Raw genomic sequence first — 25,276 nt, forward strand, 5'->3', positions numbered from 1 at the left:
AAGTTATGATATATGGGTAGTCAAATTTAGCGGTCATGGCGGAATCGGCAGACGCGCTACCTTGAGGGGGTAGTGGGAGTAATTCCCGTGGAGGTTCAAGTCCTCTTGGCCGCATAGAATATATTTAAAGCGTGTCAAACAGATTTAAAAGTGTTGATATAACAGCACTCTTAATCAATTTGAAACTATTTAAAAACAGTCAAATCAAAAGTAAATCGTACAAATCTCGTACAAGTTTTTAGCCCTCTGCCAAGGGGTTTATAGAAAAGAATGAATGAGCGGTCATAAGAACCGCTTTTTTTATTGCGCTTCTACCCTGTTTTAACTACTTAGAATATATTTATACCTCCTAAGCCTTAAAACGCCTGTAGCGGTCTTTATTTTAATCTGAGGGCATGTTTTGGACATAAGAAAAAGCCCATCAAAGGGAATGACTTTATCAACTTAATAACCGCTATTATTAAGTTAGTCACAACCTTGATAGACTTGATAAAAAGTTTTTATTAACTTTTGAACGGGGGCTAAATTGCCCCCAAGCTCTTACTTTAATTATATCACGATAGGAAACAAGCGACAATATAGCTACTTACACTAACGACTTCGCACGATTAACGCACGATTGTTGGCGTAAAAAAACCGCCGTTCACATCAGCGGTGGTGGTTACTTACTTAAATATTTTTTTCTGTATTCTTCAACTTTTCTTAATCGTTCTTCTACAACTTTTTTGCTTTCTTCTGTTTCTGGTTGCCAGCTCTCAGCATTATATCTAGCTTGAATAATCGCACCAACTTCTTCATCAGTAAGTTTACTTACATCTTCTGCCATATTTGTCACTTCCTTTTCATTAAAATTTGAATAATTAGCATCCCACAACTTTACCATTTCATCAACGGTCTTATTAAATTTGCCATCTAACACTAACTTTTCATTGGCCATGTTTTCCACCTACCTTAATTTATAATTTACACCAACATTATAAAACAATTTCATCAGCTGATTTACTTCGTTGCCTTTAATCAATTTTCTTGCTTCGTCAGTGAGCGCTATTTTTAACACCATGCAACCATACCAGATTCTTTATAGTTACCATTTTCATCTGTTACCCCTTGAAGAAAATGTCCTATACACTCAAAAGAGCTTTTTGGGTTTACTTTCTCTTTTACTTCCCATGTTTCGGGGTTAAATATTACCCAGCCTTTGTTTTCTTCTTTTCCTTCAGGGTAGATTTCATAATGGTAAAATCCGTCTACGCAACTTATTAAATTAAATGTGAGCATGAATTTCTCCTCGTATGGTTAGTGATTAGTCTTTTCAATAATTTTAATTTTCAGACCGTCAGATGATAACTCAACATTATAGCCTTGCTTTTTTAGACGCTCACAAGACATTTTATTAATCTTTTTCCATCTTTCTTCTACACTTTTGCGATCTTCTTCGGTTTCCGGTTGTAAGCTTTCGGCATTATACCTTGCTTGAATGATCGCACCAACTTCTTCATCAGTAAGTTTATTTACATCTTCCATTTTTTTACTCCTACTAGCTGAGTAGTAATTAGCCGCCGTGTTTTTGCAGCGTTTTAACGGTCTCTTTAAGCTTCTTTTTACGCTCTGCGGCCAACCTACGCTGTTCTTCTGTCTCTGGCTGGCGCGTTTCAGATTCTAGCCTTGCTCTATAGGCTTCTTCTAGCTCTTGCCTAGTGGGCTTTTTGACTTTTTTCATGGCACTTTCTCCTTTTTAGACTTTAATTGTCCTATATTTGTTCTTTTAGATTCTTTTCACGAAAAAATATGTGCAATAGACGGCTGAATGACGGCCGGCCATGGGGTGGGGGAGGTATCCCCCCCACCTACTGAGTCAGCCACCTACAGATTTTTAAAAAATATTATTTATGATTACATTCATTCAAAAAAAGAAAAAATTATTTATTTTTTATATTTTATTTTTAATTTCTACTTTGCCTTGAAGCTTAGCCAGCATAGGTTAGAGCCTTGTCCTCGCTAGGGTTCAGCCATCCATCAGACTGAACAAGCATTTACTTTATTATATCTAAATCTTAATCAGCGTTCCAAGTAATCATTGATTAGATTAATTGATCATAGTTATTAATATTAGCAGCAACATTTATTAGTTGGTTGGCCTATCTAATCATCTACCTATCAGCCAATAGATCTAAGCTTTGCTGTGAATATAATAGCTTATCTGTATCAGTTAGTTATCTTTATCTATATCAATTGCTTACCCTTATCAATATGAATTAGCCCACTGGTTAGTCTCTAGGGTCTAGATAGTAGAGGCAGGCAGGTAGGTAGGTAGGTAAGTGGACTGTATGGCAGGGGGACTATTCAAGGTAGAGGGGTAAAAAGAAAAGGGGGCGGTAGTTAACCGATCCCCTCTGACTTCTCTTAATCTACCTACTATACTTTCCACCAGTAGCAATTACTTTAGCGCCATGAAGCTTCGATAAGGTTGTCGGCCATCTGAGCGTATGGGTTTTGACGGTTATGGAAGTCATAGAAATTAGGCTCAGTGGACTTCATAGGTGCCTCAGGTTGTGGTCTGCTGTCTAGGGTGTCTCTTAGTAGTTGAACATCTGCTGCGATCTCTTCGGCTGTTTCCCCCTTAACATACTTAGCTATATTAGGGTTAAGCCCATACTCTGCCAATGTTTTGACCTTAGTATTATTGATCTTCTCTTGGCCTAACAAGTCTTGGCTTTCAGTCAATGCCTTTTGATAGGTTGAAAGCTCCTCGGCCTGTGTGGCTACGGTGTCTTCAAGGGTGCTGTTGGCTTCCTTGAGCTTTTCCAACTCGGAAACTTTCTCAGCACGAACCCTATATTCTTCCTTAACTTGATCTAGGGAATTATGGTATTCCCCTAGGATGGTGTTAATGGCTTCTTTGTCCAAGCCAAACTGTTTTAGAAATTCTCTATTCATGGCTATTATCTCTTTCTATGAGCCTATTTCGCTGAGTTAATAAGGTTTTCGGCCATATTAGCATAAGCGTCATGCATTGCCCGTTCTTCCGTGGTTTTCTCGTTGTAAGTTAGTCCAGCTTCTTTGAACGCTTTCCGTTGAGCCAAGACTTTTCGGTCATGTTCCCGGTCAGCCTGTTCTTTTGCTAGGCGGTCACTTTCCACTTTCATAGCGTCAGCTAAAAATTGGCGGTTCTTTTCTTCCTGCTCCTGCATTTTTTTAATCTTAGCCTTTTGGGCTTCTTTGTAGGCCTGATATTCTTTGGCCGCTTCTTCCTCAGCAATTTCCATGTAAACCCCTAAATCAAGTGTACCTGGCTTGTTTAAAATTTCATCTCTCAAATCGTTCATTATTAATTCTCCTTTTCTTTTTTAATTCCAAGTAATACGATCGTTTTCATTCTCAAAGCATAATAGCTCACCTCCTTTAAAGGCCTCTGCGAATTGAATTTGAGCCTTTCTCAATAATCTATAAAAAGTGGATTCAGAATAGCAATATTCAATATATATCTCGGTATTTTTAAAGTGCTTAATATACTTTTTTTCTAAAATTTTCCCTAGCTCGGGTTCTACTAAATCGATTGCATTTTCAATTTCCAATACTTTGGCTTTAGCCTCTTCCCTGATCTCTATAAGATCCTCGGAATAATTACCAGCATTTTTTACATGCTTTTCGGGGGTGTATCTATAGTTAGCTACTAACCGGCCTTGGTAGCCACTAAGGCGCCTTAAACGGTCATAACCACTTAACAATTTATTGACCTTTTTAGCTGTTTTTTCTTCATCAACTGGCGGAATATAATACATTGCCTAGCCCCTCTCTTGCTCAAAATATGCTATAATTGGTATAGCCTACTTGATCTCGTGGGCTTCTGCTAATAATTAATTAGATATTCCTTTCTAAACGGGCTTATTATCCATGATGATAAGCTTTTTTTATACCCCGATTTAGTCAAGGCCATTTAATTGAAAAATCCCCAATTCTTCATAAGCTCATAGGCAGAACAATCGATCTCAGTATTTTCTTTGATCTTCCATAACTTATCCTCACTAATGCCGCCAGCTAGGAAACGAGTTATAGCATAGTACAAGATCATCACATCTATTTCGGTCTCTGCTAGGGTCTTACTTACTTCATCTTTTGAAGTGTCCGTTAGCGATTGAACACGGTCATTAATATAGTTGTCTGCAAAACAATCAAGGCGGGATTCTAATTCTCTAAAACTTAACATCTTGGTTGCCTCCTTTAAAAATGCCTACTTCTTTCATTACCTCAACAGCCCCATCGTCTAATATTGGCATACTAAGCATTTTTTCAAGCTCAGCCTCAGAATTTTCCCCGTTAAGATAGCCAGCCACTAAGTCCATAACCGCAAAAAATGTTATTTCTTTTTCTGCTAGTGCTTCGGCTATAGGGCGCTTGGGTAGGTTGATTATGTCGTCTGTGCGGCTAATAACGTACTTTTTAATAACATTTTCTGTTGCTTCCATGTTCCTGACTCCTTTATAAAATGCCTACTTCTTTAAAAAGGTCTGCTGCTTCTGTTGGCATACCTGCAGAATAGGCATACTTTTTAAGTTCTTCTTTAGGTAAATCACCATTAAGATAGTCAATCACCGTACCTACTAAACCAATCATTTCTATTTCTTGGTTTGCCAATAATTTAGCAACAATGGGGGCTGGTTGCTTTGCCAAGCCTGCCACTCGATTTTCAATATATTTATTAATCATTTCTTTTTCGTCCATAAGATCCTCCTCTATAAAATCCCAATTAACTTCATTAGCGTTTTAGCCTCTCTGGGTATGCCCATTTCAGCATTAATCGCTTCAAGTCTTTGCCTGCTGATTTCCCCTGATAGATACAGGTCAATCGATTGGGTAATTACCGCCATATCATATTCATGTTGAGCTGCCATGCCTGCCAACATTCCTTTAGGGTACTCAAGGAATTGGCTGCCTCTTTTTTGCAAATAGTGGTCTCTCATTTCCAAACTATCCATTTTAGACCTCCTTAAAACTCAATAATGCCAACTTCTCGCATAAGGTCATAACCTTGTCTGTCGATCCCGTTTTGATCATTGATTAACTCAAGCTGATCCTTGGTAATGTCTCCCTCAATGTAATAAATGATCCCCTGCATGGTCATAATCAGATTAAATTCTTGTTCTGCCAGCATATATGCCCCGTCTCCTTGGGGGCGATTAAGTAATTGCTTCATCCGCTTCTTGATATATTCATCTTTTATTTCTAAAACATCCATTTTTAGGTCTCCTTTGGTTTTTAATGATTGTTAATGATCTATTTAGGGGGGTGTGTCCCCTGTCTTGTCCCGGTTGTTTTTAGGGGAAAATTGCCCCCAAATCCCTTGATAGCAAAGGCTTTAGAGCTATCCCCAAAAAATGTCCCGGTTCTTGCCAACTTGTTATATATATATATTATTTATTTACTATAGTTATACTTAAAAAGAAGCGGGACATAGGGGACATATATGTTAGATTATTGATTTATCGCTATTTCTAGCGTCCCGCCTCAAGCGGGTCAATACGGGTCAATGCGGGACATTATTCAGACTTGAGAATAATTCTTATTGGATTCCTCCCCTTGGCATAGGATTGAATTTCCTCAGGCATATTTTCTGACTCAGTGACATTAATTCGCTGTTTGGCTAATTTATACTTATTACCCGTTAACCGTTCTAAGATCTCAATAAATTTAGTCCAAAAACCATAGGGTAGGGGGCTATAGTTGCCCATCTCCTCTTTATAGGCTGTTAAGGCATGCTTAATAAAATTGTTTGGCACTTTCCCCAACTCATGATAGCCACTGGGGATATACTCATCGTTAATGAAGCCCTCTATAAAGTCATTGGCTCGGCGATACTTGGCAATTTCTTTCTTAACCGCTTCTGGCTCAATAAAGTGGGTAAAATCCAACTCAATAGCTGTTTTTAGGACGTATTCTAAAACAGCCTTGTCTTTTAGGTAGACTTCTTTAATGTTGGGATCGTTCTTTTCGCCGTTAAAGTCAGCATTAAAAGGGATCAATAGTAACCGTCTATACCAACCTGTGGATTTGTTCCGGACGTTGGGCATACCGTTTCCGCTAAATAAGCAAAACATTTTTAAGGTGGCCATAAAAATGGGCTTCCTTTTTTCCTCTATCATAATGGGATCTCCGGTGGCTATACTCATAAGATCTGAGATACTATCGACATATTTATTAGAGATATCGTCCCCTATGTTGCAGACTTTCCCTATTAGTGCCTCTTTCCCAAATTGGCTGCCAAAATCAGGCGGTTTTAAGGCGCTAACATTCTTCTTGCCAATAAGATTTATTAATAGTTGCTGAAATGTGCCTTTACCACTATTTCCGCTACCAATGAGAAAACCTATTTTGTTGCGGGTATGATTAGGGTTCAGGGCTTCATTGATAACCTGCCATAGTAAGGTAACGACTTCTTCATCACCACAAGCAATAGACAGCAACCACTTATCAAAGTCAAAGCCATTGATAATGGGCTTAGTGGCCAAGGGATTGTAGTTGGTGGCAATCTTGCTGGTAATGGCATAGTTAGGGCTAAAGGGTAGTAACTTATGCTCTTTGAGTGAGTAAATGCCATTATTAACGGGGATCAGGTCACGGCTAGAAAAAGGCTCTATGAGGGGCACTCTGATTCTTAATTGCCGGATAACCTCGATCCAATGCTTAGACTTATATTTTTCTTCTTCTAAACAATTAATCAGCCTACTAATTTCATTTTCACTTGAAATATAAAGGCCTTGTTCTGGGTCATAGTAAGCTAGCATAGCCCTGTCACGGTCATTACCTATCAAAATACAATGGACATGTTGCATAAACAGTTTTGCCCCTGTTCCTTCGTGTAAAAAGGGGGCGCTTTTATTTTCTTCTTGGTGATCAGCCCGCCATTTAGCCCCTGCGGCTTTGAGTGCTGAGCGGATCTCTTCCATGGTGCTGGGTGCTTTCTCCTTAGGAGGGTTGGTTAGTTTTCTGGCACGTCTAAGCACTTCATCAAATTCATCAGTCATCTACTGGTTCACCTCGCTTTCGTTCTTCTCGTGATAAAACGCTATTCATTACACCAACTAATTCTTGATCAGATAAGGGCGGTTGAGTGAAGCGTTGATTCCAATCTTGGCAAATAGAAATGCAGCATTCTGGGCTAACATTGGCTTTTAGAAGCGTTCCAAAGGCTTTAGTGAAAAAGTTATTGCGGCCGCCTTGAGAAATTCCGGAATAAACTTCCTGTAATAGCCGGGGTACTTTACCAATATAGCGGCCATTCTCATAGGGGCTATAAGTCCTTTTAATTTCAAAATTAGCTTGTTGCTCAGAACGATTTACAGGCACTTTCGCACCACTTAGCTGGGTAATTACCTTGTATTCACCGTGTAGGCCGTTATCTACCGGCATGCCCATTAGGCGGCTAAAGTCGCCACTACTTGGGTCAATGGGTAAACCTAACTGTTCAAAGTGATCAATAAGCGCCTGAGTGGTTGCCTTGCATTCTTGTTTAGTCATGGGCTGGCTAGGCTCTAAAATGACCCTTATTCTGGCATGCTGGGGCTGGCTGTTGATTGTTGGATAGATGATATACTTTAGTCCCTCAAGCTCTTTTAGAAGCAGGCTAAGGGCTTTTTCATAAGCCAGCGGGGCATATTTAAGTTGATTGTTAGGGTCAGCGTTGGCCTTAGGCTCAATATCCAAAGTGATCAATGACTTATTTATGGTTTGACTGTCTGAACGCTGTGAGCCTTGAATTTGGCCACTAAAGAAGTAAAGACAGTTATTAAGCTTGATTTCATCAGGAACGGGCTTGTCACCGTCTGGCTTGGATTGAATACCCTCTAGGTGTTTGATATTGTTTTGGCAAAGATAGGCCAAGGTTTCAAAGTCACTACCATTAGAGGGGCATTCTTTTAGCTGGTTGTTCTTAACTCCTGTAGTCGTGTAGATCATGGCAGCCACCTAGTAATCAATGCCCAAGGCCTCAAGGTTACTTATAACTTCGGTCTTACTGTGGCTATTGGACAGCAGGCAATAGATAGCCTCTAGGGTCTCACCTTGGCGCTTAATTTGATTTTGGAAATCTTCATCAAGTTCACGTTGAAACTTTTCCAATTCATCATAATATTCAGGCTTAACTCTATTAGCATGTGTGGCTAAACTGATAAGATCGTCTATTGTTTCTTGCTTTTTGATTGTTGATAAAATGGGATCTAAGGCGCTGGCTACTTGGCTTAGGTGTTCTGTTGTCAAGTAACAAGTGACTTCTGGTTCTTGTAACGTAATATCTTGGGTTATAATTTCTTTAAACAAACCTTTTTGAGTGTTTTCCATAATGATTTACTCCTTTAAAATCCTATTGCGATGGGCTTTGTAGATCTGTTATAATGGACGTATAAAAGATTACTAAAGTATCTTTTTAATTCCGAAAAAATTTCGGTTCATAAAATCGTCCTTAGCGACTTATGGTTAGACCATGAGCCGCTTTTTTTATTGGTAAGGGTGCGCTCTAATGAAGTCATTTAAAACGGATCTCTCAACATACACTTTGTTACCAAGCTTATTAAGTGGTAGGCCTAATTCTCTGTGCCATTTCTCGGTTACCGTATTCCGGCTGGTACTGTATAATTGGGTGACTTCATCAATTGTCAACATTTCCTTATTAATAGCCAAATCTCTCTTGAGGTCTTCGGCCAGCTGGTTCAGATAGGGCTTTAACTGGTTAACGAAATCTTTTGAAGCACTAGGGTCTAATTGAATTTGAATATCACTCATTTTCTTTACCTCCTATACCTTAGCCAGGGCTTTCATGGCCACCTGGATAGTATTAGTCTTTGCATTTAAAACAGTCGTGTCATTTTCGGTCATGGCCAATTCTTTTAGCAGATAATAAAGTTCCCAATACTCTGCGGATTGTTCTTGGCTCTTAATCCAAATAGGTTCATCAGCTCTTTTTAAGACCTCTAGGCCGTGCATGGCGCTGTCCTTTACCGTAAAATCAATATAGCCTTGGCTCTTTAGGCGGTACATTTTAGGCCGTGCCACCTCAGCAGACGGGTAGCCAAATTTGTCGGCTACTTCCTGAAAAGTAACTGTTGAATGACTACCAAAGTAATTGAGCATAGCCTCCCGCCTAGCTGCGGCCTTTTCCCTCTGGTTCATGGTATCGGTTTTCTTAGTTGATTCTGTCATAGTGATTAGCTCCTTTAGCATTATATTTGGGCATACAAAAAGCCCTCATCAAATCAATGATAAGGGCTAAGTGTTTTTGGCTGGGATAGGTCACTATTATGGTATCTTACGTGTTAACTCCTTATAGAAATTCTCACGGCTTCCAACTTGGATGATTTCAACCGTTACAATGTCTTCATGGATCGTGTAAGCTATGCGGTATTGTGCCTTTTGGTAGTAAATTGGCCGGGTATAAATATCTTTCAAGCCGCCTTTTTTGCGATCCCCACAATGGGGGTCTTTGGCTATAACTTGGTAAATTTCCTGACCGATTAACTTAATTAGGCGCTTATCTTTTAACTTCTTGAGTTCCCGCTTGGCGCTGTTTCTGAAGTAGATTTTATAGTCCAAACTCACGGTTAAAATCCTCTTCAGTCATCTGGCTAGATGGCTCGTCCATCAGCTCATTTAAGCGGTCTTCCATGAGACTCTTCCGGTGTTCCATTTCCTTAATAATCGCCTCGCCGTCCGTATAGCCGTCTTTGATAATGTCTGTTAATAATAAAGCGTCAAAATCATCAACAAAGCGGGGGGCGGTGTCCACTCGCTCAAAGAATATTCCATCTTCTTGCAAGTGGGGCGTAAAGCTAGCCCCCTCAGCTATGTTAAAGGCTTTTGGGATGGTGACCATTAAAGAATTCCCTTGTTTTCTGGCTTTAACTACCATGGCTTTCACTCCTTATTAGTAATTATTTAAGTAATTACATTATAATTAAATTAAGCCCGATAGTCTACACTTAGCCCTTATCTATTTAATTTTCAAAGAACTTTATTTTATTGTTATTACTCAGATCTACGCTGCCAATAAGTTGGCTTTAATTTCTGAATAGGTCTGTTGCTGCTGTAAGCAGATAATCGCCTGTACCTCTTTTTGGCGGTATAGGTTTAATTGCTCCGCTGTCATTAGCTCTAGGGTGGGTACTTCCTTAGAAGCGCCATGCTGTGCCCTTAGTTGCCTTGGGATCAAACCAGTGACCACCTGGCAAAGGAGACTAGCTATATTCATGTAAGAATGTGGATTTTTATATATCCAATTATCTATGGCTTTATTGAGCTGGGAATGGTAAAGCTTTTCAATTTCCCGCTTGACCTTGAACCGGTTGAGCTCTGCCCTCATAGAAAAGAACGCCTTAACTAAATCCTTTTTAAAAGCTCTAACTGGCTTTGTGTTATCTAGCCAAGTTATAAGCAGCGTTGCTTGAGGTTCGGTTAATCGGTAGTCTTTCGTTGGTCGTCCTCTGCCCTCAGTTAATTTATGGATTTCAAATCCAATAATTCCAAAGTCTTCTAAATCCTCTTTATAGGTTCTAATTAGTCGGGTAACGGTGTGGTGTTGCACCTCAGCACATTCAGCGATAACACTTGATAAGGTGTAAGGTTCACTGTTTTTATTTTGGATATAAACTAGCTGCATAGTGGATTCTCCTTCCTAAGAGTGGATTTAAAACCCAAGCTCTTGTATAATAAGTAGGTAAAATTATTTAATAAGGTATATTTGAAGAGCTGGCCATGCTTGTGGCCTGTACTTCTTACCAATGCACTTGGCTGGTGCTCGTTTTTAAATAATTTTCTGGTTTTTGTTGAAAACGGTGGGCGAAAGCTCAGCGTTTTTTTTGTTGGTGCGCCTGGCATGGGCGACAACTCGGTGGTGAAAGTCCACTACAGGCCTTTGCAGTAGGAACTGTTAGCCAATGACAAGGGTGTCCACCGTGAGGTGGAATCTGAAGGAAGTTGGAGGCAAATACTTGCACTGACGTACAGAAACTTCATAAAGAAAGGCTGTCAAAAGATGGATGAGCTTGCCAGACAAAGTGAAGTCCAATACTGCACGAATCTGAGACAGTAGATGAAGCAGTGACATGAGTAGAAAGTTGTCGTTCTTACCCAGGGAGATCTCACAGACGGCGCAGGAGTCCCCTTATAAGAAGCCGGTCGAAAAAGGTTTACTGTGAGAAGTCAGCCGAAGTCATAGTAGTTTCCAGAGGAAACGAAGGACTGAACAATATCCATGTTTATTTAGATGGGAGGTAGCTCAATTATGGGAAAAGCAGAAAAGTTGCGGAAGCAACGCAGCCTACAGAGGAATAAGGTGGAACCTGAAAAGTATGTAGATGTGCTTAGTGGTAGAGCTATTGAATATATGAAAAGACATGATGGGTCTCTAATGAGTCTCGTTGTCAGAGAAGAAAACCTCATGCGAGCAGCTCAATTAGTTCGTAAGAACAAAGGAGCAGCTGGTATTGATGGTGTTTCCGCAGAAGCTGCGGAAGCTGAAGTAAGAAAGTATCTTAGACCCTTACAACAGAAATTGATGAATGCAACATATAAACCTCAACCGGTCAAGCGGGTAGAAATTCCCAAAGCCAATGGAGGAGTTCGTCGATTAGGTATTCCTGTGGTCAGGGATCGCATTGTTCAACAAGCCATTCGACAAGTGATTGAACCAATCATAGATCCTCAACTATCACCTTATAGTCATGGCTTTCGTAAAGGCAAGAGTGCACATAGTGCACTGAAACAATGTGTCGACTATTACGAAACAGGCTATAAAGTTGTGGTTGATTGCGATCTAAAGAATTGTTTCGATAATTTTAATCAAGATAAAATGATTCATTACTTGGAACAAATGGTAAAAGATCCAGCGATATCACGTATTCTTAGACGTTTTATGAGTGCAGGTGTTATTGATATGTCTGGTCAATTTATTGACAGTCATACGGGTACCCCTCAAGGGGGTGTTATTTCACCGCTTCTATGTAATGTTTATTTAAATGAATTGGATAGAGAATTAGAACGTCGTGGACATCGTTTTGTACGTTACGCAGATGACTTTGCGATTTTCGTCAAATCTAAGCGAGCAGGAGAACGTGTGCTAAAAAGTATTACTACTTACATTGAAAAAGATCTTCGATTAACCGTTAACCATGAGAAAAGTCAAGTGGGTTCGCCAACCCGTTTAAAATTCTTGGGTTGCCTTATCAAGCCTACCCGAAAGGGTTGTCGTTTTCGTCCGACGAATGAAGCGAAGAAGAAATTCAAAGCAAAGTTAAAACGTCTGACAAGTCGAAAGCGACCAGGTACCTTTAAAACCATTGTAAAAGAGATCAACCAAGTCACACAAGGTTGGATCAACTATTTTGGAGTAGGCTATATTAAAACCTATATTGAAGAGATAGAACAATGGTTAAACCATCGCCTAAGGCAACTCATTTTGAAGCGATGGAAAAACTGTCGAACGAAGATTATACGCCTCATGCGGTTGGGATTGGATAGTGAAAGCGCGAAGCGTATTGCTTTCTCACGCAAGAAGTATTGGCGTCTATCCAAGACACCGGAGGTGCACTACGCTCTGACAACAAAAAGACTCCGTCAGTGGGGATTAAAATCATTAACCCTCCTGGCGGAGTCTGCCTATTTAAGATATTGAACCGCCGTATACGGAACCGTACGTACGGTGGTGTGAGAGGTCCTCTGTCCGACTAACGGACAGAGTCCTACTCGATTGTTTTTAATGCCTACTAATATTGATAAAAAGGGGCTTTTTTATAAATAGATAGGCCTAAGAGCCTACCAAAATGGAAAGTAAGCGATATTTTTCAAATTAGGGCTACTTTTCACTTACTAATAGGCTTAAATGCCCATTTTTATAAAATATTGCCATCTGTGTAGATCTCAAAGGCATGTTCTGGCCAATGCTTTTGGATATAAGTTAGATAGCCATACTGTGCCTCCTGTCGGGTAATTCGGGAATGTTGAAGTAAATCTAATTCCCGGTTGTAGCGCTCACTTAGCATTTTGTTGTCTTTGTCACTTAAAAATTCAAAGTTTAATTTTTCTGAAAACATGGTTATGTTCTCCTTGTCTTTAATGTCTTCATTCACTCCTATAAGCCCCGTTGGCGTGGGTTTATTTTTTATTGACTTATAGAATTTCTGATTAACTGTAAATTTATGCGTAAAAATTCGTAAATATTAATTAAAAAAAATTGATTCAACTGTTATAGTAGGATCCTTGGTGGAAACTACCTTAGTAAATTTTTCCATTTCGCTTTTTTTAAATTCAGATAATCCCCTTTCTTTTCGACTATAAGCATCAAGTGATAGATCAAGATACTTCGCCATTTGAGATTGGTTCATATTCATAGATTTTCTGTAAGCGGAAACTTTATTAATTTTCATTTGATCAACTCCTTTCGCTAAAAATATATCACGTAAAAATTCGTAAATCAAGTATTTTTTACGTTTTTTTACTAGTTATTATGCTATTATATATTTTAAAGAGGTGAAACAATGGACATCAATAAAGATAAAGTAGGAAAGCGCATAAAAAAAATTCGTACTGATCGCGGATGGTCTTTAGAAGTTTATGGCGAAAAAATTGAAGATCCTCCTGTTAAACCTGGAATAATTTCAAGGTGGGAGAACGGCAAATCGTTGCCAAATAATCAGCGTATTAAAGCCATAGCAGACATTGGCGGTATCACGGTAGATGAGCTATTACATGGAAATCAAAAAGACCGATTATTTAACCTTTTGTGTAGTGCGATAGATGAGAATTCAGAACTCTATTCTATAGCTCTTATAGATAAGATAATTAAATTTTTGAATTTTTATGATAATTTGATAGACAAAATGCTTTCAATAGGTGACTCTGAAACGTCTTCCAAAATTGAAGAACAAGCGATAATCAGCTTTTTTCATAATAACTTAGATAACTTTATAAAATACACAAAAGATTTAGGTTTTAATTTAAATTTTGATCAGCCAGAACAAATAATTAACAAATTTATACGCTATGTTGATTTAGCTAGTATGAGGGCAAAAGAAACATATGAGGGAGCAGAAGCGGTAATTCAGAATGCTTTAGAGTCCATTAATCCTTATTTGTACACAAAAGATACTTTTGAGGAATTTATTAATGATGAGGACTACATTAAATGGTTTAAAAATAAAAGTGAAGCTGCCGAAAAATATTTCATATCTAAACTATACGAAAATGTTCAAGAAACAGTTATTGAAGTGGGAAAGAAATATTGGGACTATAGGATAGATATTATGAACGATGAAGAAGATCAAAAAGAATAGCCACTAACTGACAAATTCATTCTTTTCTACAAGCCCCGTTGGCGTGGGTGCTGGGAAAGGATTATCTATCATGATTAAACAATATACCAATAGTAAAGGCACATTTTGGGAGGTACGGCACTACCTCGGTAAGGACAGCGAAACTAATAAAGACGTTCGGTTGAGTAAAAGGGGATTCAAAACAAAAAAGCAAGCCCAGGACTACCTCAAACAAGAACAATACAAGTTTGATAGTGGCCTGAGCTCGCCTATTGATAAAAATCTTACTGTTAACCAATTATATCAAGAATGGCTTGAACAGTATAGATTGGACGTTGAAGAAAGTACGCTAAGAAATACTGAGACCTATTTTAAATTGCATATTCTCCCGGCTTTTGGTGATATAAAAATCAATCAACTAAAGACTTCTACCATTCAAAAAGAAGTTAATGTTTGGTATCGAAAATTTCAAAAGCACAGAAAAATTTTTAATTACTTAAAACGTCTTTTGAATTATGGGATTAACATGCGGTATTTAACGGTAAATCCATGCGACACGGTCATTATACCTAAGAAAAAGCTTTCTTATAATTGTCCAACTCGTGATAGGGATTTCTATACCAAAGAAGAGCTGTCTATGATTATGTTAGCCTTAGAAGAAAAAGCCCCCTTAAAATGGCTTTGCTTCTTTCGTCTGCTTGCCTATGCTGGTTTAAGACGTGGGGAGGCTTTAGGGCTTCAATGGCAAGATATAAGCTTTAAGGAGTGCACAATTTCCGTTAAAAGAGCACTAAAACGTCGCAAACAAGGTTTATATATTGGCGCTACTAAAAACAAACCTAGTGTAAGGACAATAGACATTGACCAAGAAACGCTGGCTATCCTCAAAAAGTGGCGCACCAGTCAACAAGAATACTTTTTAAAGCTAGGTTACAATATACTTGATTCTAAAACGTTCCTTTTTAGAAAAGAAAAGAAGAATTTTCCCATTAGTGATTCTTCACCTAGAAACTTTTTCTTTAAATTTTGTCAAAAAAATGGCCTGCCCTATGTTAATATTCACGGATTTAGGCATACCCATTGTTCTTTACTTTTTGAAGCAGGTGTTAGCATGAATGATGTCAAGGATCGCCTTGGCCATGGGGACATTCAAACAACAATGAATGTTTATGCCCATGTGACTCCTACCGCTAGAAAAGAAGCTTCTCAAAGGTTTGCTAAATTCATGGAAATTAGGTAGATCGTACAAATATCGTACAAGCAAGAGAAATATAGTGTCTATTAATTGCTAAAAACATTGATATAACAGCAATTTTAAGAGAAATTAACTTCAAGTCCTCTTGGCCGCATAGAATATTTTAAAAGCATGCCAAAAGGCTTATAGAAGTAAATGATTGAGCGGTCGAAGGACCGCTTTTTTTATTGCTTTCTATCCCGCTTTTAAACCTATTTATCTATTGAGCTTTCAAACACCTGCTAGTAGCTTTTATGTTAGATTACGCTCTTTTTTAATACTTGGAAAGAAAATATAAGAACTGAGTTAAAGAAACTAAGTTTAAGCTAGTAAAAGTGTTTGGATAGCAGCTTTACTTTGAAAATCTTAGTGAGATAGGGTAAGATTAAAGCATATATAAATGTAGCAAATATAGAAGGGATGGAAGCAATGAAAGTTGATCATACTTGTGTGCGGGTGAAGGATTTAGAATCCTCAATTGCTTTTTATCAAGAAGCTTTCGGATTTGAAGTGGTTGATAAAAAGGATTTTCCGGATAATGAATTTACCTTATGTTATATGGCCTTACCAGGCTCCAGCTGGCGTTTAGAATTGACCTATAACTATGACAGTGATGGTTATGATCTTGGGAATGGCTATGGACATATTGGCTTATTAGTTGATGACGTCAAAGCTATTCATGACCAACATGAAGAAAAAGGTTACGAATTGACTGATATTTCTGGCTTACCTGGAATGGATCCTTTCTACTATTTTGTGACTGATCCTGATGGGTATAAAATTGAAGTGATTCAGGATGGAGTCTTATAGACGATTTAAATAAATTCCTTGTTTAATAGGATACTCTATGATAGACTTATTTCATGCGATGAATCGACATCAACATGGCATAAGATAAGTCCATGTAGTGTTATAGAGAGTACACGGTTTATTGTTTAAACCACTACAGGAAGTAGGTACTTGGTTAATGAGTGATGTGAACACTGATTAACCCTTAGTCTAGGGAAGGCGAGGAGAAATCTCCTCGCCTTTTTTGTATAGAAAGATAGGGGTGAGATAGATGTCTAATCAAGAATTAAGTATAAAAAATATTGAAGACAATATGTATTTCTTTAATAAAGGAAAACATTATCATGCTTATCGCTTCTTAGGAGCCCATAAAATGGCTTCATCTCCTCAAGACGGTTATCGCTTTACCACTTGGGCTCCCCAGGCCAAATCAGTGGCGATTGAAGGCGATTTTAACCAGTGGCAGCCGCAAGCGCTAGAACGAGTCGGAGAAACTGGTGCTTGGACAACAGTTATTAAGGAAGCTGCTGAGTGGGATTTATACAAATTTGTCATTGAAGGGCGGGATGGATTGGTTAAAGAAAAACAAGACCCTTTTGCCTTTGCTAGTGAGGTCCCACCTAAAACTGCTTCAGTTATCCAGGATCCCACGAATTATAGCTGGAATGATGAAAAATGGCTCCAAACTAGGCGGCAAAAAAATCTTTACCAGAGCCCGATTAATATCTATGAAGTCCATCAGTCCTCTTGGCAACGTCATGCGGATGGTAGGGCTTATAGTTTCGATGATTTACGCAAGGAGTTAATTCCCTACGTTAAGGAAATGGGCTATACCCATATTGAATTTATGCCGCTGACCGAACATCCACTTGAAGCCTCATGGGGCTACCAAGTCAGTGGTTATTACTCCATTGCTGGCCGTTATGGACATGACTTTGATCCACTAAAACGTTTTGTGGATGCAGCTCATCAAGCAGGAATTGGAGTCATCATGGATTGGGTACCTGGTCATTTTGTGATTAATGATGATGCCATGGCTAACTTTGATGGTGGGCCGACTTTTGAATATAGTGATCCCAGGCGAGCTAAGAACATTCGTTGGGGAACCCTGAATTTTGACTTAGGAAAAAATCAAGTCCAAAGTTTTCTCATATCCAATGCTATCTATTGGCTAGAAGAGTTTCATTTTGATGGCTTACGGGTGGACGCGGTTTCTAACATGCTTTATCTTGACTACGATGAAGGGGACTGGACACCTAATATTTATGGTAATAATGTCAATTTAGAAGGAGTCGATTTTATACGCCGCTTGAATAAAGAAATTTTCCTGCGTGACCCCTCATATTTAATGATTGCTGAGGAAAGTACTGCTTGGCCAGGAGTCACCCAGTCGATTGACCAAGGTGGTCTTGGCTTTAATTTCAAGTGGAACATGGGCTGGATGAATGATACGCTCAAATTCTTTAAGCTTGACCCACTCTCGCGCTCCTACAATTATCGGTTAATTACCTTCACCTTCATGTATATGTTTGATGAAAACTTTATTCTGCCTTTTTCCCATGATGAGGTCGTCCATGGAAAAGAATCCTTACTAGGGAAGATGCCAGGGGATAACCGTTACCGTCAATTTGCTAATTTGCGGTTAATGGAAGGTTATCGGATGGTATATCCCGGGAAGAAATTAAGTTTTATGGGCAATGAAATTGGTCAATTTTTAGAATGGCGTTTCTATGAAGGCTTAGAATGGGAGACCTTGTCCAGGGAATATAATTTGGAGTTTCAAGATTACATTTCCACATTAAATCAGTTATACTTAAGTGAGAAAGCGCTTCATCACTATGATTTATCAGCTAAAGGCATCATTTTTCTTGAGGCAGATAATCCTGATGAAAGCATTGTGGCTTTCATCCGCAAAGGGGAAGAATTAAGTGATTGTGTCATCTGTATATTTAATTTTACCCCAGTTGAACGCCACAATTATCGACTGGGTGTGCCTTTGCCAGGCAGTTACCGAATATTATTAAATAGTGAAATGAAAGAATTTGGCGGTAACTGGCTTTACCAGAAAGAGATCTTCCAGACCGAAGACAAAGCACACCAAAAACAAGACTATTCAATTGAACTTGTTCTGCCGAGTCTATCACTTTTACTACTAGTACCAGACACCATTGATGAAGAAGCTTTGGCCAAATTGCAAGCGAAAGCAGCCAAAGGCAATAGTCAGCAAACAAGTAATCAATTAAGTAAATTCAATTCCTAGGCCGTATAGTGCTGTAGAAGGCTGGGAAATAATTTTTATTTCAGAGAGGAGGGACGAGAGTAATCTCGTAATTTATGAAAAGTGAAATGTTAGCTATGATTTTAGCTGGTGGTAAAGGGACTCGTTTAGGGAAACTCACCCAAGATATCGCTAAACCCGCTGTCCCTTTTGGGGGAAAATACCGTATCATTGATTTTCCCTTAAGTAATTGTGCAAATTCAGGTATTACGACAGTAGGAGTGATGACTCAGTATGAACCGCTCGTTTTAAATGACCATATTGGTAATGGAGCGCCTTGGGGGTTGGACGTTAGTGATGGCGGGGCAGCCGTTTTACAACCTTACTCAAGTAGTGAAGGGGAAAAATGGTTTAAGGGAACAGCCAATGCGATTTATCAAAATGTAGCCTTCGTCGATTCACACCAACCTAAATATGTCCTCATCCTGTCTGGTGACCATATTTATAAAATGAATTATGAAGCCATGCTTCAAGAACACATAAAGAACGAAGCTGATTGTACGGTAGGAGTCATCCCCGTTCCAATGGAAGAAGCTTCCCGTTTTGGCATTATGAATACGGATGAGGCCGGCCGCATTGTTGAATTTGAAGAGAAACCGGCTGAGCCTAAGAGCAATTTAGCTTCCATGGGGATTTATATTTTTAATTGGGACTTATTACGCCAATATTTGGTAAATGACCCTGAGAAAATGGAAGACTTTAGCCATGATGTTATTCCTGCTTATCTTGAAAACCAAGAAAGACTTTACGCCTATTCTTTCCATGGTTACTGGAAGGATGTTGGAACCATCGACAGTCTCTGGGAAGCTAATATGGAATTCTTAGAGCCTAACCATCCGCTGAATATTCGAGAAGATACCTGGCCAATCTTTTCAAAAGTTGCGGTTGCCCCTCCACAATTCATGTCAGAAGAAAGTCATGTCGAAGATTCAATGATTTGTGATGGAACAATTAATCGTGGAAGCATTAAAAATTCAGTCATTTCGCAAAATGTCACGATTGGCAAGGGAAGTCTGATTGAAAATAGTGTGATTATGTCAGGAGCAAAAATTGGCCAGAATGTAGAAATTAAGTATGCGATTCTGGGTGAAAATGCTGAAGTGATGGATAATACACGTTTTGTTGGTGAAGTACATGATATTCAGGTGGCTGGATATGAAGAAATAATAGGGGGTAGTGAGCATGGTTCAAAATAAAGTTTGTGCAATATTAAACTTAACTGAAAATGATAACGATCTTTACCCATTGACTAAGCAACGTCCTATTGCCATGTTACCTTTTGCTTGCCGTTACCGCTTATTAGATTTTGCTCTATCTAGTATCACTTACGCTAATATGCGTTCGGCAGCCCTCTTTATCGGCCGGTCAGGTCGCTCAGTCTATGACCATATCCGTAGCGGAAAACCTTGGGACTTGGACACTTATCGGGGTGGCATATTTACTTTCTCACAAATGGAGCATAAACAAGCGCTTTATGAAGCAGCTAGTCGCCGTGGTGATTTTTATGATGATCATGAGACTTTTATTAATCGCTCGCACGCGGATTATGTTTATGTTGCCGGTTCACGTGTTTTAGCTAATGTGGTTATTAGCGACTTAGTTGAAGCCTTAGAAGATTCTGACGCTGATATTGCCCGCCTATATACCCGTGTCCCTCGCCAAATGATAGAATACCATCCCAATGAGCGGTTGGTTAGCTTGGATGAAGCAGGCTATATTAATGAATTACAAGTTGAGGGGGTTACCCCAATTGAAAGTGATACCGTCCTATATGATATGAACATGTCCATCGTACCAACTAAAATCATGTTAGAAATTATCGAAAAGGCAGAAAGCCAAGACATCAATCAAAACCTTGATGACATTTTGATCCAATTTCTTTCAGATTATAAGACGGTTGGGGTTGAACATCATGGCTATATTGCTAATATCGATTCGATCAATGCTTACTACCAAGCAAGTATGGATATGTTAGAGGCAGAAGCTTATACCGAACTCTTTCAAAATAAACAGAGTATCTATACCAAGGGACACAATGGGGTTCCAACATTTTACGCTAAAGGAGCTGACGTTAAGCATTCCCAATTAGCAACGGGCTGTGAAATTTTTGGGACGGTATTCCATTCCCAACTATTTCGTAAGGTCGTGGTGGAGGCTGAAGCTGAAGTTAGTCACTCTATTATCCTGCAAGGCTGTAAAATTGGTAAAGGAGCTAAGGTTTCCTATGCCATTTTAGATAAGAATGTGACCGTTGAACCAGGAGCAGTTATTGAAGGAAAACCTGACGATTTAATTGTTATTGGTAAGCATGAAGTTATCAAGAGATCTGACTTCTAAGCTTTTTTGTCAGGTGATTGGAAGACTTAGAAAAGAGGACATGATGAAGGTTTTATTTGTTTCTGCAGAAGCAGCTCCTTTTTTTAAATCAGGGGGGTTGGGCGATGTTTCCTATGCCCTACCTAAGGAATTACAGCGCCAGGGGGTAGATATTCGTGTCGCCCTCCCTTATTACACGCTCATGCCAGAAAAATATAAAGAAGATGTCACCGATTTAATGCACTTTACTGTCGACATGGGTAAGAAGAGAGCCTATGTTGGTATTAAATATTTACAATTAGAAGGGCTAAGCTATTATTTTGTCGATAATTTAGATTATTTTGATCGCGATTCCCTCTATGGTTATGGTGACGATGAAGAACGTTTTGCCTTTTTCTCCCTAGCAGTTATTGAAATGATGGAGAAAATTGATTTCATCCCTAACGTCATTCATGTCAATGACTGGCAAAGCGCCATGATTCCAGCCCTCTTAGTTGATCGCTATCATTGGGTAGAAGCCTATAAGAATATTCGCAAGGTATTAACCATTCATAACTTGCGCTTTCAAGGCTGGACGGACCGAGAAAATTTAAAAAATTATTTCAATACCACTGATAGCCTCTTTCATGATAAGGGTGTGAGACAAAATAACCGGGTCAATTATCTAAAGGGAGGGATCAACTTTAGTGATATTGTCACTACTGTGAGCCCTAGCTATGCCCGGGAGATCCAAACGCCTGAATTTGGGGAAGCTTTAGATGGCACGCTTCGAGCTAATGCTTTTAAAATTCGCGGGATAATTAATGGCATTGATTATGATTTGAATAATCCGCAAACAGACCCTGCCTTAGTCAAAAACTATAGCATGGATACAGTGCGTGATGGGAAGGCAGCCAATAAGGCCTTCTTACAAGAACGGGTTGGGTTAGAGGTTAATGCTGACCGGCCCCTTCTGGCCGTGGTGAGCCGTTTAACTGATCAAAAGGGCATGCAATTACTAGAAGCTAAGGCTGAAGAACTGTTGCATACCACTTCAGCCCAATTCCTCATTTTAGGGACAGGTGACCAGCGCTTCGAGCATTCTTTCCGTTACTTTGAAGACCAATATAAGGGCCGCTTTTGTGCCTATATTGACTTTGATACTCAATTAGCTCAGCAAATTTACGCCGGGAGCGACCTCTTCCTGATGCCGAGTGCCTTTGAACCTTGTGGGCTTTCGCAAATGATTTCAATGCGTTATGGCACTTTACCCCTGGTTCATGAAACTGGTGGCTTAAAGGATACGGTTATCCCTTATAATCAGTTTACTGGGGAAGGCAATGGTTTTAGTTTTAAACGTTTTGATGCCGGGGATTTTTCCAACATGGTCCACTATGCGCTTGGCGTTTACTACAACCAAGAAGAAGCCTGGCATTATCTGATTCAACATGCCATGACTCGTGATTTCCGCTGGAAAAAACCAGCTAAGGATTATTTAACGATTTATCAGCAACTCCTTAATGAATAATGAGAAAAGCAATACAGAACAAAAGGCCAAATTCAAGATGATCACTCGAATTGGCCTTTTTCTTATCTATGATTAAGGAGTTCTTGCCAGCTATCAAAATCGCTATGTTGACGGACGAATTGGTTCATCAAATAGGAATCTCCCTCGTTTAACTGATCAGCGGCTTGTAGAGGAAGTGGTGCCTGCAATGAAAACTCTTCAAAGCTATCAAAAGAGGTATACTTTCTAATAAAGTCTTGGCTTAAATAAATACTTGCTTTCTCCTCAGCTTGGTCTTCGGTTTGGTCTTCCTGACGAGGATTAGCTGGTTGGATTAAACGGTCAAATAAGTCGTCGATACTTTCCATTTCTTCTTTTTTAAAGCGAAATCCCATTGTGTATCTTGCCTCCTTAGGAATAAAGTAATTTTTAGATCATTATCATTATACGCAAAGTTTGCTAAGATAAATAGAGAAATTACGATGAAAGGTTGACAATGCAAATGACTAAACTCTTATTTTATGGTCACTCAGTTTTAGCAAAATTTCCCTTCGCTCAGATTGGAGATATAAAAATTGATAACCGGGCCGTGAGCGGCAGCATTGCCGAAGAAGGTTACGATAAGCTAATCAAAAATAATGATTTAAGTGAAGATTATGATACCATTTTATTAATGTACGGGATTAATGAATTATGGCAGGGCTTAGGTATCGAGAATCCGACCTACTGGATTGAAAAGAATGTCGAATTTTTTAGCCAGCATTATCCTAAGTCTCAGCTGATTTTATCCCTAGTGATGCGAAATCTAAGTGAAGATCCCTCGGTGTCCAATGTGCTCATTGATCGTTTAAATGATAAGTTAAGACAATTTGATAATAAATATTCATTAACTTATTGGGATTGGCAAGGATTTTACGACGCAAATAATTATTGCCGACCTGAGCTAACCATCGAGGGGGTCCACCTGACTCAAGCTGGCTACCAGTTGTTGGCAGAAGGCATCGAGAAAACCATAAGAAGAGGAGTTAAGTAATGACCAAAACACTCTCCAAACGACTGAAAGGAATAGCAAATTACGTTGAAAAGGGAAGTTATATAGCAGATATTGGTTCAGACCACGCTCATATTCCGATTTATTTATTAGACCAAGGACTGATTAAGGGGGCTATTTGTAGTGAAGTCGCTCAAGGACCTTATGAGCGGATGTGTCAAGCCGTACTTGATAATCACTATGGCGACTTAGTATCTTGCCGCTTGGGAAATGGTTTAGCCACCTTAACAAAAGAAGACCCAGTCGATACGGTTATAATTGCAGGTATGGGGGGAAAGCTCATTCATGAAATTTTGCTCGCTGGTGAGGATATTTTGTCGCAATTAGACTATCCCAAGTTAATTTTACAGGCAAATATTGATGAATACCTCTTGCGCCAATGGTTATTGGATAAAGGCTACCAAATTGTAGGGGAAGAGATTTTAGAAGACGCAGGAAAAATTTATGAAATTATTGCTGCCGAATATGTCGGAAAGGCCCCTGCTCTCAGTGACAGCCAACTTTATCTAGGACTTTATACCAAGAATAGTAATCCAGCTATTTTTAGGAAAAAGTGGACCCGGCGCCAACACAAGATAGAGAGCATTCTCCAACAAATGAATGGGGAAGCGCTTAGCCAACGACGTCAGCAATTTAGTCAACTGTTAGCAATGATCAAACAAGCCTTGGAGGGTGATAGTGATGACCAATAAAGTAACCGTCAGCGACCTTGTCCAGTATTTTGAAAACCGTTTTCCTACTGCCTATGCGCTTGAAGGCGATCCTATTGGCTTACATTTTGGTTCTTTAGATCAAGAGGTCAAGCGGGTTTTAGTGACTTTAGATGTCCGTCCGGAAGTGGTTGAGGAGGCCATAGCGAAACAAGTTGACTTTATTTTTTCCCACCATCCGGTAATATTTAGACCAGCAAAGCGCCTCAGCGAGGATGATCCCCAACAAGCCATGTATGCCAAGCTGATTAGGCACCAAATTGCCGTCTACAGTGCTCATACTAATCTTGATAGTAGTCAGCCTGGAATGAATGATTGGTTGGCTGAACGTTATGGGATAGAAAATGCCGAGGTTTTTGCCGCTCATTACCATGAAAAAAATTACCGCCTGGTCACTTTTTTACCCAAGGAGAGTTTGCCTGCCTTCAAAGAGGCGCTTAGTGCCTATCCTCTTTCTGTTATTGGAAATTACCAGCATTGTTTCTTTCAATGGACTGGTCAAGGAAGTTTTATTCCTGTAGATGGAGCTCAACCAAAAATTGGTGAAGTAGATCAAGAAACTGAGCTTGAGGAAATTGCCCTGTCCCTAACTGTCAAGGAAGGGGAAAAAGAGAAAGTTTGTGACTTGGTAAAAAAATACCATCCTTATGAAGAAGCGGTCGTTGAAATCTATGAGAAGAATAATGATTATCAAAGTATTGGTATGGGTAGAATTGGGGAATTAAAAGAGAAAATTTCCTTTAAAGATTATGTGGAAAAAATTAAGGATCTTTCTCACTTAGAAGGCATTCGCTTTGTGACTAGGGATGACAAGGCCCTCGTTCACCGGGTAGCCGTATTAGGTGGGGCAGGTTCATCCTATTATCAAGCAGCCAAGGTTGCTGGGGCTGATGTTTTTATTACGGCTGATGCGGATTACCATACTGCCCATGATATCTATGAAAGTGGCCTGAGTCTAATTGACCCCGGTCACCATATGGAAGCTATTTGTATTCCCTATGTCCTAGACGAGTTGACCCAGTGGAGCCAAACCAATCATTTTGGCCTGACTGTCTTTCCTTCTGAGGTCAACACTGATCCTTTTCATTTCTTGTAGGAGTCTATTAAAGGAAGGTTAG

General features: G+C 39.3%; 34 protein-coding genes and 1 tRNA gene. 12 read left to right on the forward strand and 23 right to left on the reverse strand.

The annotated features are described in order from the left end of the window. Positions 1-29 precede the first annotated feature (29 nt). Positions 30-114, forward strand: a tRNA-Leu gene (locus DBT50_RS04315). 547 nt (positions 115-661) lie between these two features. Here DBT50_RS04315 and DBT50_RS04320 read toward each other — a convergent pair. From DBT50_RS04320 to DBT50_RS04415, 20 genes are all read right to left on the reverse strand, one after another. Further along, positions 662-937, reverse strand: coding sequence for a hypothetical protein (locus DBT50_RS04320; protein WP_224786503.1), 276 nt, complete (start codon positions 935-937; stop codon positions 662-664). A 113-nt stretch (positions 938-1,050) separates the two neighbouring features. Next, the gene (locus tag DBT50_RS04325) at positions 1,051-1,278 is read right to left on the reverse strand and encodes a hypothetical protein (protein ID WP_111853388.1); all 228 of its coding nucleotides are present in this window, start codon (positions 1,276-1,278) and stop codon (positions 1,051-1,053) included. Positions 1,279-1,296: 18 nt separating this feature from the next. Beyond that, a complete protein-coding gene (locus tag DBT50_RS04330; protein WP_111853389.1) occupies positions 1,297-1,524 on the reverse strand; it encodes a histidine kinase in 228 nt (75 codons plus the stop codon). Between the two features lie 28 nt (positions 1,525-1,552). Then, positions 1,553-1,720: a hypothetical protein gene (locus tag DBT50_RS04335; RefSeq protein WP_181566101.1), complete on the reverse strand. Its 168-nt coding sequence runs from the start codon at positions 1,718-1,720 to the stop codon at positions 1,553-1,555. Positions 1,721-2,442: 722 nt separating this feature from the next. Then, entirely contained in the window at positions 2,443-2,937 is a 495-nt protein-coding gene (locus DBT50_RS04340) for a hypothetical protein (RefSeq protein ID WP_111853390.1), read from the reverse strand. Between the two features lie 23 nt (positions 2,938-2,960). Beyond that, a complete protein-coding gene (locus DBT50_RS04345) occupies positions 2,961-3,326 on the reverse strand; it encodes a hypothetical protein (RefSeq protein ID WP_111853391.1) in 366 nt (121 codons plus the stop codon). A 21-nt stretch (positions 3,327-3,347) separates the two neighbouring features. Then, positions 3,348-3,782 (reverse strand): ArpU family phage packaging/lysis transcriptional regulator, encoded by a 435-nt coding sequence (locus DBT50_RS04350; protein ID WP_111853392.1) that lies wholly within the window; start codon positions 3,780-3,782, stop codon positions 3,348-3,350. Positions 3,783-3,937: 155 nt separating this feature from the next. After that, positions 3,938-4,207 carry a hypothetical protein gene (locus DBT50_RS04355; RefSeq protein ID WP_111853393.1) on the reverse strand — a complete coding sequence of 90 codons (270 nt, stop codon included), beginning with the start codon at positions 4,205-4,207 and terminating at the stop codon, positions 3,938-3,940. After that, positions 4,194-4,466, reverse strand: coding sequence for a hypothetical protein (locus DBT50_RS04360; RefSeq protein ID WP_111853394.1), 273 nt, complete (start codon positions 4,464-4,466; stop codon positions 4,194-4,196). The genes DBT50_RS04355 and DBT50_RS04360 overlap by 14 nt, the downstream gene beginning before the upstream one ends. Before the next feature lie 13 nt (positions 4,467-4,479). Then, a complete protein-coding gene (locus DBT50_RS04365) occupies positions 4,480-4,722 on the reverse strand; it encodes a hypothetical protein (RefSeq protein WP_111853395.1) in 243 nt (80 codons plus the stop codon). Between the two features lie 11 nt (positions 4,723-4,733). Then, positions 4,734-4,976, reverse strand: a complete 243-nt coding sequence (locus DBT50_RS04370; protein ID WP_111853396.1) for a hypothetical protein — start codon at positions 4,974-4,976, stop codon at positions 4,734-4,736. An 11-nt stretch (positions 4,977-4,987) separates the two neighbouring features. Continuing rightward, positions 4,988-5,236 (reverse strand): hypothetical protein, encoded by a 249-nt coding sequence (locus tag DBT50_RS04375; RefSeq protein ID WP_111853397.1) that lies wholly within the window; start codon positions 5,234-5,236, stop codon positions 4,988-4,990. 301 nt (positions 5,237-5,537) lie between these two features. Next, a complete protein-coding gene (locus DBT50_RS04380; protein WP_111853398.1) occupies positions 5,538-7,022 on the reverse strand; it encodes a DNA primase family protein in 1,485 nt (494 codons plus the stop codon). Beyond that, complete coding sequence (locus DBT50_RS04385) at positions 7,015-7,953, reverse strand: primase alpha helix C-terminal domain-containing protein (protein WP_111853399.1); 939 nt, start codon at positions 7,951-7,953, stop codon at positions 7,015-7,017. Before DBT50_RS04385 ends, DBT50_RS04380 begins: the two co-directional genes overlap by 8 nt. A 9-nt stretch (positions 7,954-7,962) precedes the next feature. After that, entirely contained in the window at positions 7,963-8,334 is a 372-nt protein-coding gene (locus DBT50_RS04390; RefSeq protein WP_111853400.1) for a hypothetical protein, read from the reverse strand. A gap of 156 nt (positions 8,335-8,490) precedes the next feature. After that, positions 8,491-8,775 carry a MerR family transcriptional regulator gene (locus DBT50_RS04395; protein WP_111853401.1) on the reverse strand — a complete coding sequence of 95 codons (285 nt, stop codon included), beginning with the start codon at positions 8,773-8,775 and terminating at the stop codon, positions 8,491-8,493. 12 nt (positions 8,776-8,787) lie between these two features. After that, on the reverse strand, positions 8,788-9,192 hold the full coding sequence (locus DBT50_RS04400; protein ID WP_111853402.1) for a hypothetical protein: 405 nt from the start codon (positions 9,190-9,192) through the stop codon (positions 8,788-8,790). A 96-nt stretch (positions 9,193-9,288) separates the two neighbouring features. After that, positions 9,289-9,588, reverse strand: a complete 300-nt coding sequence (locus DBT50_RS04405; RefSeq protein ID WP_181566102.1) for a type II toxin-antitoxin system RelE/ParE family toxin — start codon at positions 9,586-9,588, stop codon at positions 9,289-9,291. Then, on the reverse strand, positions 9,572-9,898 hold the full coding sequence (locus tag DBT50_RS04410; protein WP_111853404.1) for an AbrB/MazE/SpoVT family DNA-binding domain-containing protein: 327 nt from the start codon (positions 9,896-9,898) through the stop codon (positions 9,572-9,574). The genes DBT50_RS04405 and DBT50_RS04410 overlap by 17 nt, the downstream gene beginning before the upstream one ends. Positions 9,899-10,024: 126 nt before the next feature. Further along, on the reverse strand, positions 10,025-10,645 hold the full coding sequence (locus tag DBT50_RS04415; RefSeq protein WP_111853405.1) for a Rha family transcriptional regulator: 621 nt from the start codon (positions 10,643-10,645) through the stop codon (positions 10,025-10,027). Positions 10,646-11,269: 624 nt separating this feature from the next. Between DBT50_RS04415 and ltrA the strand changes: the two genes are divergently transcribed. Further along, on the forward strand, positions 11,270-12,658 hold the full coding sequence (ltrA, locus tag DBT50_RS04420; RefSeq protein WP_224785078.1) for a group II intron reverse transcriptase/maturase: 1,389 nt from the start codon (positions 11,270-11,272) through the stop codon (positions 12,656-12,658). Between the two features lie 217 nt (positions 12,659-12,875). Here ltrA and DBT50_RS04425 read toward each other — a convergent pair whose 3' ends face one another. Together DBT50_RS04425 and DBT50_RS04430 are read right to left on the reverse strand one after the other, a co-directional pair. Continuing rightward, the gene (locus DBT50_RS04425) at positions 12,876-13,076 is read right to left on the reverse strand and encodes a hypothetical protein (RefSeq protein WP_111853480.1); all 201 of its coding nucleotides are present in this window, start codon (positions 13,074-13,076) and stop codon (positions 12,876-12,878) included. Between the two features lie 126 nt (positions 13,077-13,202). After that, on the reverse strand, positions 13,203-13,409 hold the full coding sequence (locus tag DBT50_RS04430) for a helix-turn-helix domain-containing protein (protein ID WP_220091904.1): 207 nt from the start codon (positions 13,407-13,409) through the stop codon (positions 13,203-13,205). 111 nt (positions 13,410-13,520) lie between these two features. On the opposite strand from DBT50_RS04430, the gene DBT50_RS04435 reads away from it, so the two are divergent. The 7 genes from DBT50_RS04435 to glgA all read left to right on the forward strand — a co-directional run bounded on the left by DBT50_RS04435 (position 13,521) and on the right by glgA (position 22,418). Next, on the forward strand, positions 13,521-14,315 hold the full coding sequence (locus DBT50_RS04435; RefSeq protein WP_111853481.1) for a helix-turn-helix domain-containing protein: 795 nt from the start codon (positions 13,521-13,523) through the stop codon (positions 14,313-14,315). 70 nt (positions 14,316-14,385) lie between these two features. Next, complete coding sequence (locus DBT50_RS04440; RefSeq protein WP_111853482.1) at positions 14,386-15,534, forward strand: tyrosine-type recombinase/integrase; 1,149 nt, start codon at positions 14,386-14,388, stop codon at positions 15,532-15,534. Positions 15,535-15,957: 423 nt separating this feature from the next. After that, the gene (gene gloA / locus DBT50_RS04445) at positions 15,958-16,338 is read left to right on the forward strand and encodes a lactoylglutathione lyase (protein ID WP_111853483.1); all 381 of its coding nucleotides are present in this window, start codon (positions 15,958-15,960) and stop codon (positions 16,336-16,338) included. Between the two features lie 250 nt (positions 16,339-16,588). After that, entirely contained in the window at positions 16,589-18,577 is a 1,989-nt protein-coding gene (gene glgB / locus DBT50_RS04450; RefSeq protein ID WP_111853484.1) for a 1,4-alpha-glucan branching protein GlgB, read from the forward strand. A gap of 74 nt (positions 18,578-18,651) precedes the next feature. Next, the gene (locus DBT50_RS04455) at positions 18,652-19,791 is read left to right on the forward strand and encodes a glucose-1-phosphate adenylyltransferase (protein WP_111853485.1); all 1,140 of its coding nucleotides are present in this window, start codon (positions 18,652-18,654) and stop codon (positions 19,789-19,791) included. Next, complete coding sequence (gene glgD, locus DBT50_RS04460; RefSeq protein WP_111853486.1) at positions 19,778-20,932, forward strand: glucose-1-phosphate adenylyltransferase subunit GlgD; 1,155 nt, start codon at positions 19,778-19,780, stop codon at positions 20,930-20,932. Before DBT50_RS04455 ends, glgD begins: the two co-directional genes overlap by 14 nt. Positions 20,933-20,975: 43 nt before the next feature. Beyond that, positions 20,976-22,418 carry a glycogen synthase GlgA gene (gene glgA / locus DBT50_RS04465; protein WP_111853487.1) on the forward strand — a complete coding sequence of 481 codons (1,443 nt, stop codon included), beginning with the start codon at positions 20,976-20,978 and terminating at the stop codon, positions 22,416-22,418. 62 nt (positions 22,419-22,480) lie between these two features. On the opposite strand, the gene DBT50_RS04470 is transcribed toward glgA, so the two are convergent. Further along, entirely contained in the window at positions 22,481-22,792 is a 312-nt protein-coding gene (locus tag DBT50_RS04470) for a hypothetical protein (protein ID WP_070560310.1), read from the reverse strand. Between the two features lie 107 nt (positions 22,793-22,899). Here DBT50_RS04470 and DBT50_RS04475 point away from each other — a divergent pair, with 107 nt between their 5' ends. Genes DBT50_RS04475 through DBT50_RS04485 form a run of 3 tightly spaced genes read left to right on the forward strand, consistent with a single transcriptional unit; the run spans position 22,900 to position 25,254 of the window. Continuing rightward, positions 22,900-23,430, forward strand: coding sequence for a GDSL-type esterase/lipase family protein (locus DBT50_RS04475; protein ID WP_181566150.1), 531 nt, complete (start codon positions 22,900-22,902; stop codon positions 23,428-23,430). After that, positions 23,430-24,140 carry a tRNA (adenine(22)-N(1))-methyltransferase gene (locus DBT50_RS04480; protein WP_111853489.1) on the forward strand — a complete coding sequence of 237 codons (711 nt, stop codon included), beginning with the start codon at positions 23,430-23,432 and terminating at the stop codon, positions 24,138-24,140. The genes DBT50_RS04475 and DBT50_RS04480 overlap by 1 nt, the downstream gene beginning before the upstream one ends. Further along, positions 24,130-25,254: a Nif3-like dinuclear metal center hexameric protein gene (locus DBT50_RS04485; RefSeq protein WP_111853490.1), complete on the forward strand. Its 1,125-nt coding sequence runs from the start codon at positions 24,130-24,132 to the stop codon at positions 25,252-25,254. The genes DBT50_RS04480 and DBT50_RS04485 overlap by 11 nt, the downstream gene beginning before the upstream one ends. Positions 25,255-25,276 lie beyond the last annotated feature (22 nt).

The organism is Aerococcus tenax (genome assembly GCF_003286645.3).
Taxonomy (GTDB): domain Bacteria; phylum Bacillota; class Bacilli; order Lactobacillales; family Aerococcaceae; genus Aerococcus; species Aerococcus tenax.